13 protein-coding genes are annotated in these 12,187 nt (G+C 71.7%); 1 reads left to right on the forward strand and 12 read right to left on the reverse strand.

The window, feature by feature from the left end; all coding sequences use genetic code 11:
* The 10 genes from ITJ55_RS02730 to hrcA all read right to left on the reverse strand — a co-directional run bounded on the left by ITJ55_RS02730 (window position 1) and on the right by hrcA (window position 9,387).
* Complete coding sequence (locus ITJ55_RS02730; protein WP_369814026.1) at window positions 1-693, reverse strand: response regulator; 693 nt, start codon at window positions 691-693, stop codon at window positions 1-3.
* Window positions 690-1,952 (reverse strand): histidine kinase, encoded by a 1,263-nt coding sequence (locus tag ITJ55_RS02735; RefSeq protein WP_194593971.1) that lies wholly within the window; start codon window positions 1,950-1,952, stop codon window positions 690-692. Before ITJ55_RS02735 ends, ITJ55_RS02730 begins: the two co-directional genes overlap by 4 nt.
* A 127-nt stretch (window positions 1,953-2,079) precedes the next feature.
* Window positions 2,080-3,018: a GTPase Era gene (gene era / locus ITJ55_RS02740; protein ID WP_194593972.1), complete on the reverse strand. Its 939-nt coding sequence runs from the start codon at window positions 3,016-3,018 to the stop codon at window positions 2,080-2,082.
* 57 nt (window positions 3,019-3,075) lie between these two features.
* Entirely contained in the window at window positions 3,076-4,374 is a 1,299-nt protein-coding gene (locus ITJ55_RS02745; protein WP_194594715.1) for a hemolysin family protein, read from the reverse strand.
* 7 nt (window positions 4,375-4,381) lie between these two features.
* Complete coding sequence (gene ybeY, locus ITJ55_RS02750; RefSeq protein WP_194593973.1) at window positions 4,382-4,843, reverse strand: rRNA maturation RNase YbeY; 462 nt, start codon at window positions 4,841-4,843, stop codon at window positions 4,382-4,384.
* Entirely contained in the window at window positions 4,840-5,958 is a 1,119-nt protein-coding gene (locus ITJ55_RS02755) for a PhoH family protein (RefSeq protein ID WP_370543983.1), read from the reverse strand. Before ITJ55_RS02755 ends, ybeY begins: the two co-directional genes overlap by 4 nt.
* Window positions 5,948-6,325 (reverse strand): histidine triad nucleotide-binding protein, encoded by a 378-nt coding sequence (locus tag ITJ55_RS02760; RefSeq protein ID WP_194593974.1) that lies wholly within the window; start codon window positions 6,323-6,325, stop codon window positions 5,948-5,950. The genes ITJ55_RS02755 and ITJ55_RS02760 overlap by 11 nt, the downstream gene beginning before the upstream one ends.
* 74 nt (window positions 6,326-6,399) lie before the next feature.
* Window positions 6,400-7,143: a 16S rRNA (uracil(1498)-N(3))-methyltransferase gene (locus ITJ55_RS02765; RefSeq protein WP_194593975.1), complete on the reverse strand. Its 744-nt coding sequence runs from the start codon at window positions 7,141-7,143 to the stop codon at window positions 6,400-6,402.
* A 2-nt stretch (window positions 7,144-7,145) separates the two neighbouring features.
* Window positions 7,146-8,258: a molecular chaperone DnaJ gene (gene dnaJ, locus ITJ55_RS02770; RefSeq protein ID WP_194593976.1), complete on the reverse strand. Its 1,113-nt coding sequence runs from the start codon at window positions 8,256-8,258 to the stop codon at window positions 7,146-7,148.
* Window positions 8,259-8,364: 106 nt separating this feature from the next.
* On the reverse strand, window positions 8,365-9,387 hold the full coding sequence (hrcA, locus tag ITJ55_RS02775) for a heat-inducible transcriptional repressor HrcA (protein WP_194593977.1): 1,023 nt from the start codon (window positions 9,385-9,387) through the stop codon (window positions 8,365-8,367).
* A 182-nt stretch (window positions 9,388-9,569) separates the two neighbouring features.
* On the opposite strand from hrcA, the gene ITJ55_RS02780 reads away from it, so the two are divergent.
* Entirely contained in the window at window positions 9,570-10,040 is a 471-nt protein-coding gene (locus ITJ55_RS02780; RefSeq protein ID WP_228497549.1) for a DUF4870 domain-containing protein, read from the forward strand.
* A 144-nt stretch (window positions 10,041-10,184) separates the two neighbouring features.
* On the opposite strand, the gene hemW is transcribed toward ITJ55_RS02780, so the two are convergent.
* A complete protein-coding gene (gene hemW, locus ITJ55_RS02785) occupies window positions 10,185-11,411 on the reverse strand; it encodes a radical SAM family heme chaperone HemW (RefSeq protein ID WP_194593978.1) in 1,227 nt (408 codons plus the stop codon).
* Window positions 11,412-11,413: 2 nt separating this feature from the next.
* Window positions 11,414-12,187, reverse strand: coding sequence for a DUF1990 family protein (locus tag ITJ55_RS02790; protein ID WP_194593979.1), 774 nt, complete (start codon window positions 12,185-12,187; stop codon window positions 11,414-11,416).

Here is a 12,187-nt window from a genome sequence, read left to right on the forward strand (position 1 = left end):
CTAGTCGGTCAGACCGTGCTCGTACGCGTACACGACCAACTGCACACGGTCACGGAGCGAGAGCTTCGAGAGCACGCGGCTGATGTGGGTCTTGACCGTCGCCTCGCTGAGGAACTCCCTCGACGCGATCTCGGCGTTGCTCAGCCCGCGGGCCGCGAGGTCGAAGATGTCGCGCTCCCGCGTGGTGAGGGTGCCGAACGACTCGGGCACGGCCCGGGCGCGCGAGGCCCGGCCGTCGAAGTGCTCGAACAACTCCCGAGTCGCCGACGCGGCGATCACGGCGTTGCCCGAGTGCACCGTGCGGATCGCGGCGAGCAGGAACTCGGGGTCGGCGTCCTTCAGGACGAAACCGCTCGCGCCTCCTCGGATCGCCCTCGTGGCGGCCTCGTCGAGGTCGAACGTGGTGAGCACGATGATGCGGGGTGGCCGGCGGGAGGCCGCCTCGGCCTGGGCCAGGACGGCGGTCGTCGCGGCGATGCCGTCCATGACCGGCATGCGGATGTCCATCAGGACGACGTCGGGGGCGGTGCGCGCGACCATCGCGACGCCCTCGTCGCCGTTGCTGGCCTCGCCCACGAACTGGAGGTCGGCCTGCGACCCGACGAGCATCTTGATGCCGGCCCGGAACAGGGCCTGGTCGTCGACCAGCGCGACTCGGATGGGCGCCGCGGAGCGGCCGGGCATGTCGATCATCGGATGCGTACCTCTTGGGTCAGTGCCAGGGTCGGCACGATGGCGTGGACGACGAAGCGCCCGTCGGCGTTCTGGGTGGTGAGCGAGCCGCCCGCCAGGGTCGCCCGTTCGCGCATGCCGTCGAGGCCGTGGCCCCCGCGGCGTTCGTCACCGCTCGTGTCGACGGGACGCGTGGGCGGTCGGACGACGTTCGAGATCAGCAGGTGCAGGGCCTCGTACCGCCAGTCGAAGTGCAGGTCGACGGGCTGGTCGACGGCTCCGTGGCGGAGGACGTTCGTCAGGCTCTCTTGCACGATGCGGAACACCGCGAGCTGGCGGTTCGTCCCGAGCACCTGCGGTTCGCCCGACACGCGGAGGTCGACGTGCAACCCCGAGCCGCGCATCTGCTCGAGCAGGCGGTCGAGGTCGCCGAGGGCGGGCTGGGGCGCCTCGCCCTGGCTGTGCCGCAACTGACCGAGCAGCACGCGGACGTCGCCGAGGGCCTCACGGGCCGTCGTGGCGATGGTGGTCAGCGCCCCGTCGACGGAGGTCGGATCGACCCGCGCGGCGTACCGCGCCCCGTCGGCCTGCGCGATGACGACGGCCAGCGAGTGCGCGACGACGTCGTGCATGTCGCGGGCGATGCGGTTGCGCTCTTGTTCGACCGCGATGTCACGCTCGGCCCGGGCCGCCTCGCGCTCGGCCCGGGCGGCGTCGTTCTCGGCCCGCGCGGTCTCGCGCTCGGCGATGAGGCGCGCCTCGCGGCTGAGCCGCTCCGACCACCGCTGGCGGGCGAGCAGCCCGCCCGCCCAGGGCAGCCCGAGCAGGGCGAGGAACCCCAGCAACGTGATGCCCACCTGCAGCAGGAGGCGGACCACGTCGGTCACCGCGTAGATGTCGTAGTCGACCCCGAAGAGGCTCTGCTGCACGTACGACAGGTAGAACGTGCCCAGCAGGGCACCCGCACCGACGGAGACGAGCCCCGTCCACTTCACCCGGTCGCTGCCGTAGGCGGCGGTCGAGTAGAGCACGGCGCAGATCGCGAGGTTGGTGACGCCGGGCGCGGCACCGGTCGCCATCTGCGACGCCGCGACGAGCCAGGCGAGGGTCAGTGCCGACCCCGGCGACAGGCGTCGCAACGCGAAGGTGACCGTCATCCCCAGGACGACGAAGGGAGTCGTGACGACTCCGTCGGACAGGAGCAGCCCGACCACCCCGAGCGCGAACGCCGCCGACAGGTCGACGGCGACCTGGTACGGGGCGAGACGGCGGAAGATCACCCGACAACCGTACGACCTGCCGCGGCCGGCCGGGGCAGGTCGTGGCGGGCGCGCGACCTGGGGACGAGCACGATCATCCGGAGGGACGACGGCCGGCCCGAGCCGACCCGCCCGCCGCCGCCGAGGGTCAGAAACCGAGGCGCCCGAGTTGCTTGGGGTCGCGCTGCCAGTCCTTCGCCACCTTCACCCGGATCGACAGGAAGACCTGCTTGCCGACGAGGGGCTCGATCTGTGCCCGGGCGCGCTCGCCCACCTCGCGGAGGCGCTGGCCGCCCTTGCCGATGACGATCGCCTTCTGGCTGTCACGTTCGACGAAGAGGTTGGCGTAGATCTCGAGGAGGTCTTTGTCGTCTCGTTCGACCATGTCGTCGATCGTCACCGCGAGCGAGTGCGGCAGCTCGTCTTGCACGCCCTCGAGCGCCGCCTCGCGCACGTACTCGGCCACCCGGTCGGTCAGGCCCTCTTCGGTCACCGCGTCGGACGGGTAGAGCGGCTGCGACACCGGCATGAGCTTGATCAGCTCGGCCGTGAGCACGTCGAGCTGCACGTCGCTGACGGCGGACAACGGGATGATGGCCTCCCAGTCGCGCAGGCGGCTGACCGCCAGCAGCTGCTCGGCGACGGCCGGCCGCGACGTCGCGTCGGTCTTGGTGACGATCGCGACCTTCTTGGCCCGCGGGTAGGCGTCGAGCTGCTCGTTGATGAACTTGTCGCCCGGGCCGATCTTCTCGTCGGCGGGTACGCAGAACCCGATCACGTCGACGTCGCCGAGCGTGGTCTGGACGATGTCGTTGAGCCGCTCGCCGAGCAGCGTGCGCGGTCGGTGCATGCCCGGGGTGTCGACGAGCACGAGCTGCCCCGTCGCCTGGTGCACGATGCCGCGGATCGCCCGGCGCGTCGTCTGGGGCTTCGACGACGTGATGGCGACCTTCTGGCCGACGAGCGCGTTCGTCAGCGTCGACTTGCCGACGTTGGGCCGGCCCACGAACGAGACGAAGCCCGCGCGGTAGGTCGAGCCCCGAGGAGGCGCGGCCGAGGGGGTGGGGTCGTCTCCGGTGGTCGACATGGGGGCCTTTCGTTGACGGGGTGGGGCGGGCGGGAGGACGAGGCGTGCGACCCGGGGTCAGCTGTCGCGCGAGCCCTCGACGAACGCGGCCTGCGCGTCGGCGAGGTCGGCGTCGCGTTCGACCAGCACGGTCTGCAGGTCGTGACGACGACCCTCGGTGCGGTCGGCGGTGAGGACGAGACCCGAGACGCGGGCGACGGACCCCTGCTCGGGCAGTCGCCCGAGAGCCTTGGTCAGCAGTCCCCCGACCGAGTCGACGTCGTCGTCGTCGAGTTCGAGGCCGAAGAGGTCGCCGAGCTCGTCGACGGGCAGGCGGGCGCTCACCCGGAAGACCCCGGCCGAGACCTCACGGTGCGGGGCGACCTCGCGGTCGTACTCGTCGCTGATGTCGCCGACGAGCTCTTCGATGAGGTCTTCGAGGGTCACGAGCCCGGCGATGCCGCCGTACTCGTCGACGACCATGGCCAGGTGGTTCTTGTCGAGTTGCATCTGACGCAGCGCGTCGTCGGCCTTCTTCGACTCGGGCACGAAGACGGCCGGGCGGGCGAGGGTCGTGACGGGAGCCGAGTCGTCGCCGCTGTGCTCGTGCAGCCGGCGGGCGAGGTCGCGCAGGTACACGATGCCGACGACGTCGTCGGAGTCCCGCCCGACGACCGGCACGCGCGACACGCCCCGCCCGAGGAAGAGACTCATCGCCGACCCGACCGACGCGGTCGCGTCGAGGGTCACCATGTCGGTGCGCGGCACCATGACCTCTCGGACCACGGTGTCGCTGAACTCGAAGATCGAGTGGATCAGCTCGCGGTCGTCCTCTTCGAGGACGTCGAGTTCGGTCGCCTCGTCGACCATGCTGAGCAGCTGCTCTTCGGACGAGAACGACGCGCTGCGCGGTCGACCCGGGGTGACCCGGTTGCCGATCGCCACGAGGGCGTCGGCCAGCGGGCCCAGGACGACGCGGACGAACCGCACGAGGCCCGAGGTCAGGCGTGCGAGCCCCCGGGCGTGCGCCCGGCCGACGCTGCGCGGACTGGAACCCACCAACACGAAGGACACGACGGTCATGATGAGGGCGGAGAGCAGCAGGGCCAGCCACCACGGCTCGACCGAGAAGGCGAACGACAGCGACACCAGGACCGCCGCCGAGGTCTCGGCGAGGATGCGGACGAAGTTGACGGCGTTGACGTGTGCTCCGACGTCGGCCGCGATCGCAGTCAACGCCGCGGCGTGACGCGGGTCGTCGTCGGCCTCGTCGAGCAGGTCTTGACGGCTGAGGACGCCCAACGCCGAGTCGGCGGCGGCCAGCAGCCCGCCGAACACGACCAGGAACACCGCCACGACGACGAAGACCGTGACCATCACGTCGTCACCGGCTCGTGTCGGCCGCGGCGAAGGCCGCGAGGATCTCACGCTGCAGACCGAACATCTCGCGTTCGTCGTCGGGCTCGGCGTGGTCGAACCCGAGGAGGTGCAGGATGCCGTGGCAGGTGAGCAACAGCATCTCGTCGAGGGGGCTGTGGCCCGCGGTGGCGGCCTGCGTCACGGCGACCTGCGGGCAGACCACGATGTCGCCGAGCAACCCGGCGGGCGTCGGTTCGTCTTCGGTGCCCGGACGCAACTCGTCCATCGGGAAGCTCAGGACGTCGGTCGGGCCGGGCTCGTCCATCCACTGCACGTGGAGTTGCTCCATCGCCGCTTCGTCGACGAAGACCACGGCCAACTCGGCCTCGGGGTGCACGTGCATCTGGTCGAGGGCGAACGTGGCCAGACGCTGGATCGTGGCCTCGTCGACCTCGACGGCGGATTCGTTGGCGACCTCGATGCTCACCGGGTTCCTCTCTCGGGCAGGCGGTCGCGGGGCGCGGCGGCCCGACTGTCGGCACGGTCGGTGCCGTCGGACGGGGACTGCGCCGCCTCGTGGCGCCGGTGCTGCTGGGCCTGACGCTCGGCGTCGTAGGTCGTGTAGGCGTCGACGATGCGACCGACGAGCGTGTGTCGCACCACGTCGTCGCTGGTCAGTCGGGCGAAGTGGATGTCGTCGATGTCGCCGAGGACCGTCGTGACGAGCTGGAGGCCGCTCGCGCCGGTGGGCAGGTCGACCTGGGTGACGTCACCGGTGACGACCATGCGCGAACCGAACCCGAGACGGGTGAGGAACATCTTCATCTGCTCGGGCGTCGTGTTCTGCGCCTCGTCGAGGACGACGAAGGCGTCGTTGAGCGTGCGACCGCGCATGTACGCCAGCGGAGCGACCTCGACCGTGCCCGCCGCGAGCAGCTTCGGGACGATCTCGGGGTCCATCATCTCGTTGAGCGCGTCGTACAGCGGGCGGAGGTAGGGATCGATCTTGTCGGTCAGCGTGCCCGGCAGGAACCCGAGCCGCTCGCCGGCCTCGACCGCGGGCCGGGTCAGGATGATGCGTTGGACCTCACGCCGCTGGAGGGCCTGGACCGCCTTGGCCATGGCCAGGTAGGTCTTGCCCGTGCCGGCCGGGCCGATGCCGAAGGTGATGGTGTGCTGGTCGATGGCGTCGACGTACTGCTTCTGGCCCGCCGTCTTCGCACGGACGCCCTTGCCCCGGCTCGTGACGATGGGCTGGCCGAAGACCTCGGACGGACTGCCCTGGCCGGAGTCGAGCAGGCGGGCCGACGTCGCGACCTCGGCCGGACCCAGGTCGTGGCCGCCACGGACCATCGAGACGAGTTCGGCGACGAGCCCCTCGGCGCGATCGACCTCGCTCGAGGGACCCTCGAGCGTGACCTCGTTGCCCCGGACGAGGACGCGCACCCCGGGGTACTGCTTCTCGACCGCGCGCAGCAGCCGGTCTTGCGGGCCCAACAGCTGGACCATGGCGACGCCGTCGACGGTGACGTCGACGCGTCGGACGTCGTCGCCCGACGACGTCGTCGAGGGGCTGGTGGCGTTCGTGTCGCTAGTGGGCAAGGGTGCCTTCCTGGAGGGGTCCGCCGAGCACGTGGGCGTGCACGTGGAACACGGTCTGTCCGGCGCTCGCGCCGGTGTTGAAGATCAAACGGAACTCGGCCCCGGAGTGTTCCCCGAAGACCGAGGGGTCGGCGGCGAGCCGTGAGGCGACGTCGACCATCTCGGCCAGCAGGGCGGGGTCGCCCGCGGCCAGTTCGACGACGTCGCGGTACGCCTGGGTCGTGGGCACCACGAGCAGGTGCACGGGCGCCTGCGGCGCGATGTCGCGGAACGCCACGACCGTGTCGCTCTCGAACACGATGTCGGCGGGGATCTCATGCGCGACGATGCGGCTGAAGACGGTGGGCTCGTCGGGTGTCTCGGGCATGCGGCCCATCGTAGCGACGACCTCCGACAGCGACCCGGGGGCCACCTCGGGCCGAGGGGCGGTCGGGTCGTGGATCACCATCGGCCCAGACGCGCGCTCAGCACCGACAGGGCGGCCGGGCCGGCCGTGGAGGTGCGCAGCACGGCGTCCCCGAGACGCACGGCGCGAGCGCCCGCCTCGGCGAGCAGCAGCAGTTCGGCCGGCGACACGCCGCCCTCGGGGCCGACGACCACGACGACGCGGTCGGGCACCGCGCCTCCTGCGGTCAGGTCGACGGCCGTCAGCGCCACCTCGGCCGAGGGCTCGAGCACGAGCACGAGATCGCGGGAGGCGCGCGCGGCCAGGGTCTTCGTCGTCGCGAGCCCGGTCACCTCGGGGGCCCACGGGCGGATGGACTGCTTCGTCGCCTCGCGGACGATCGACGACCACCGGGTGAGCCCCTTGGCGACCTTCGGCCCCTCCCACCGGGAGACGCTGCGCGCGGCCGCCCACGGGACGATCTCGTCCACGCCGAGCTCGGTGGCCGCCTGCACGGCGAGCTCGTCGCGGTCGCCCTTGGCCAGGGCCTGGGCGAGGACGAGCCGGGTCGACGGGCGCTCGTGCCGGAGCACGCGCGTGGCGAGCAGCACGAGTCGGTCGGGGGCCGCCTCGGTCACCTCGCCGTGCACCACCAGCCCCCGGGCGTTGCCGAGCGTGAGTGTCTCACCGACCCGGACGCGGCTGACCGTGACCGCGTGCCGTGCCTCGGAACCGGTCACCTCGACGGTGGACCCCGCCTCGGCGTCTGTCAGCTCGTCGACCAGGTAGAAGTGCGCCACGGTCAGAAGTTCAGGAATCGATCGCGCAGCTTGCCGAACAGCCCCTGCTGGAAGTGCGAGAGCTCGGGTGCCGGCGAGCGTCGGCCCGAGGCGAACTTCTCGATCAGCTCGCGCTCTTTGTGGCTGAGCTTCGTCGGGGTGACGACCTGCACGCCGATCTTGAGGTCGCCGCGCCCGGTGCCGCGCAGCCGCGTGATGCCCCGATCTTTCACGGTGATGACGTCGGCGCTCTGCGTGCCGGGCTTGATCTCGACCTCGATCTCGCCGTCCAGCCCGGTGAGCGTGGTCGACGTGCCGAGGATGGCGTCGGCCATCTGCACCTCGAGCGTCGCCAGCAGGTCGTCGCCGTTGCGGCTGTAGGTGTCGTGGTGGCGCACCTTGACCTCGAGGTACAGGTCGCCGTTCGGGCCGCCGGCCTGACCGACCTCGCCCTGACCGGGCAGTTGCAGCCGCAGGCCGGTGTCGACGCCCGCGGGGATGTCGATGGGGATGGACCGACGGGCGCGGACGCGACCCTGGCCCTGGCAGGTCGGGCACGGGTTCGGGATGACCGTGCCGTAGCCGCGGCAGGTGCCGCAGGGGCTCGAGGTCATGACGTTGCCGAGCAGCGATCGCACGGTGCGCTGGATCTGGCCCGATCCGCCGCAGATGTCGCAGGTCTGGGGCGACGTTCCCGGCGCGCAGCACGAGCCGCTGCAGGTGTCGCAGAGGACGGCCGTGTCGACCTCGATGTCGCGCTGCGTGCCGAAGACGATGTCGTCGAGGTCGACCTCGAGTCGCAGCAGGGCGTCCTGACCTCGTTCGCGGCGCGACCGGGGCCCCTGGCGCTGCCCCTGGCCACCGCCGCCGAAGAACGCGTCGAAGATGTCGCCGAAGCCTGCCGCGCCTCCGCCGCCGCCCCCGAAGCCGGGCTGGGGGCCGAGGTCGTACCGCTCACGCTGCTGGGGGTCGCTGAGGACGTCGTAGGCGTGCGTGACGTCCTTGAACCGCTCGGACGCCTCGGGGCTCGGGTTGACGTCGGGGTGCAGCTCGCGGGCGAGCTTGCGGTAAGCCTTCTTGATCTCTTCCGGGGTCGCCTGACGGTCGACTCCGAGGACGTCGTAATGATCTGCCACTGGTTCTCGTCTGCCTCTGGTGTGGTGTGGTGGTGTCCCGGCGGGGCCGGGCCCGGCGGACCGGGACGGGGTGGGGTCGTGGAGCGGCCGGGGCCGCCATCGTGGTCTACCGCTCGGCGAGCAGCGACGACAGGTAGCGGGCGACGGCCCGGACGGCCGCCATGTTGGTCGAGTAGTCCATGCGCATGGGGCCGAGGACGCCGAGCCTGGCGACCTCGCTGCCCTGCGTCGAGTAGCCGCTGGCCAGCACGGAGGCCTGCGACAGCCCGAACGAGGCGTTCTCGCGGCCGATGCTCGCCGCCACGTCGACCGCGTCGAGCTGCATCTCGCCGAAGAGCCGCAGCAGCGCCACCTGCTCTTCGATCGCCTCGAGCACCGGGTAGAGGTCACCGCTGAAGTCGTCGCCCGTGCGCACGAGGTTCGCGGCGCCGGCCATGACGAGACGGTCCTGGCGCCCGGCGGCGATCTGTTCGGTCAGGCTGGCGACCACCACGCCGACGATCGCGGCGAGGTCCGGCCGGAACCGGGCGGGCAGGTCGACCAGGGCCGCGGACGCCTCGCCGAGGGGACGACCGCCGATCGCGGCGTTGATCGCCGCCCGCAGCTCGGACAGGAACGACTCGTCGACGGTGGAGCGGATGTCGACCACCCGCTGCTCGACCTGACCGCTGTCGGTGATCAGCACGGTCATGACGCGGCCGTCACCGAGGCTGACCAGCTCGACGTGGCGCACGCGGGCGCGGGAGAAGGTGGGGTACTGCACGAGCGCCACCTGGTTGGTCAGCTGTGACAGCAGCCGGACCGTCCGACCGAGCACCTCGTCGAGGTCGGTCGAGTCGCCGAGGAAGGTCTCGATGGCCTGACGTTGGGCCGAGCTCAGCGGCCGCAGGTCGGCGAGCTGGTTGACGAAGAGTCGGTAGCCCTTGTCGGTCGGCACGCGCCCCGACGAGGTGTGCGGTGCCGCGATGAGCTCTTCTTCTTCGAGCAGCGCCATGTCGTTGCGGATGGTCGCGGCCGAGACGCCGAACTGGTGACGCTCGACGATCGACTTCGACCCCACCGGCTCACGAGAGGCGACGTAGTCGTGCACGATGACGCGCAGCACTTCGAGACCACGTTCGGAGACCATGCCGCACCTCTCTTCGCTCGACGCCCCCCCTGGTCGTCCGCCTCCGGGCGACCGGGCCTGGCACTCGTCGTGCCGGACTGCCAATCGTACGACACCTCCGTCGCCCGGCCTACTCGCGTCCCACGCCGCTGCCCTAGGGTGGCGGGGACGATCCGCACGACACTCACGGAACAGGTGCAGCCATGACCGACACCCCTCCCGCCCAGCCGAACGGCCCGCAGCCCGGTCAGGGCTACGGCCGACAGGGCGGCTACGGCCAGCAGGGCGGCTACGGCCAGCAGGGCGGCCAGCAGCCGGGCCACGGCCAGCAGCCGCAGCCCGTCCAGCCGATGCGCCCTGAGGACGAGAAGCTCTGGGCGACCCTCATCCACCTCGGCGGCATCCTCTTCGTCTTCGTCCCGGCGCTCGTCGGCTACCTCGTCCTGAAGGACCGCGGACCCTTCATCCGTGAGCACACCAGGACGGCGCTGAACTTCCAGATCACGATGGCGATCGGCTACGTCGTGTCGGCGATCCTGACCGTGATCGTCATCGGGGGCTTGCTCGGCGCGATCATCTACGTCCTGATCATCGTCTTCTCGATCATCGCGGCCGTCGCCGCGAACAAGGGCCAGTGGTACAAGTACCCGCTGACCATCGAGTTCGTCAAGTAGCCGGTCGATCGGCCCGGACGGGCACGACGCGAGGCGCGACTCCCCCGGGAGCCGCGCCTCCTGCGTCCTGGGCCCGCGCCTCCTGGGCTCGCGACTCCCCCTGCGTGCGCCTCGGGGCAGGCGGCGTCCCGACGCGGCGTGCCGTCAGTCGGGCAGCAACCGCCGCACGACGGCGTCGGCCATGAGACGACCCTCGCGGGTCAGCACCACGCGACCCTGCAGGGCCGGCCGGCCCTCGACCCAGCCGTCGGCGATGAGACCCGCGACGGCCCGACGACCCTCGTCGTCGAGCTCGGCGGTCGGCAGCCCCTCGCGGATGCGCACCCCGAGCAGGACGCGCTCGACCCGGCGGGTCTCGTCGTCGAGGGTCTCGCGTCCCGCGGCCGGCGACTCGCCCGCGGCCATGCGCTGCTGGTAGGCGGCCGGGTGCTTGACGTTCCACCACCGCACGCCGCCGACGTGGCTGTGCGCCCCCGGGCCGACGCCCCACCAGTCGTGCCCCTGCCAGTAGGCCAGGTTGTGGCGGGACCGGTGTTCGGCACCCCGCGACCAGTTGCTCACCTCGTACCAGTCGTACCCTGCCTCGGCGAGGCGGGCGTCGGCCACCTCGTACATGTCGGCCGCGGTGTCGTCGTCGGGCGTCGCCACCTCGCCGCGCTTGATCTGGCGGGCGAGCTTGGTGCCCTCCTCGACGATCAGCGAGTAGGCGGACAGGTGGTCGGGCTGCTGCTCGAGGGCGACGTCGAGCGAGCGGCGCCAGTCGTCGAGGGTCTCGCCCGGCGTGCCGTAGATGAGGTCGAGGCTCACGTCGAGCCCGGCGTCCCGCGCCCAGCGGACGACGAACGGGATGCGCTCGGGGTCGTGCGTGCGCTCGAGGGTCGCCAGCACGCTCGGGACCGCCGACTGCATGCCGAAGCTGACGCGCGTGAACCCGGCGTCGGCGAGCTGCTGCAGGTACGCGGCGTCGACCGAGTCGGGGTTCGCCTCGGTCGTCACCTCGGCGCCCGGTTCGAGCCCCCAGGTGTCGACCATCGCGTGCAGCATCGACGTGAGGTCGCCCGAGGGCAGCATCGTCGGGGTGCCCCCGCCGAAGAACACCGAGGAGGCGCGGCGAGGCGGCAGCCCCGCCTCGCGCAGCACCCGGCCCCCGAGTTCGATCTCGGCGACGGCCTGCCCGGCGTAGTCGTCACGGCGGGCGCCCCGCAGCTCGTCGCCGGTGTAGGTGTTGAAGTCGCAGTAGCCGCACCGCACGCGGCAGAACGGGACGTGCAGGTACACGCCGAAGTGGCGGGAGTCGGCACCGAGGGCGACGCTCTCGGGCAGGCGGCCGTCGACGGGCGCGGGGTCGCCGAGGGGAAGGGCTCCGGGCACCGTCAGGCGCCGGTCCCGGCGACGTCGCCGCGCGGCCCGGTCGGGGGCCGCTCGTCGCCGCGCGGGTCGCCGACGCCGGCCTCGGTGTCTTCGACCACGACGACCTCGTCGGTCTGCTCGCCCTTCTCGTTCAAGCTGAGCGCCCGGAGGTACCGCTTGGTGTACTGCGCCTGGGTGCGACGGAGGAGGGGTGCGACGAGCCGCCACTTCGCGCTCGACGGCTTGGAGAACGACCTGATCGACAGCCAGACCGAGCCGTCGTCGGTCTGGTCGACGATCCAGGACTCCTCGCCGCTCTCGGGGTGGCCGTCGAGCGTGCCGTACGCGAAGCCCTTGCGCTTCGGTTCGTCGATCACGTAGACGACGCGCACCGGGGCCTCGACCGTGCGCCCGTAGGCCTCGATGCTGAGGGTCGCCGTCGTGCCCGCCGTGAGGAAGGCCGTGCCGTCCGGGGCGTAGCGCGACTCGTCGCGGGCGGCCGCCCACTCGGCCGCGTCGACCGGCTGGCCGTGCTCGTCGAACTGGACGGGCGTGTACTCGCTCTCGTCGGCCGGCGGCACGCTGTCGACCCGCACGCTGATGCCGCTGCGCTCCTGGATCTGCCAGGTCATGGTCGCGATCCACGCCGCGGCGAACCGGGCGTCGCCGTGCCCGACGCGCGCCCGGTACTCGGCCGGCGTGAAGCCCTTCGGCGGGTACTGCATGAGGTCGGGGGCCTGGGTGGCTCCGACCTCGCCGTAGGTCGTGCGGGTCTCGGTGTGGGTGGCTCGGCGCAT

The organism is Frigoribacterium sp. VKM Ac-1396 (genome assembly GCF_015350895.1).
Lineage (GTDB): Bacteria > Actinomycetota > Actinomycetes > Actinomycetales > Microbacteriaceae > Frigoribacterium.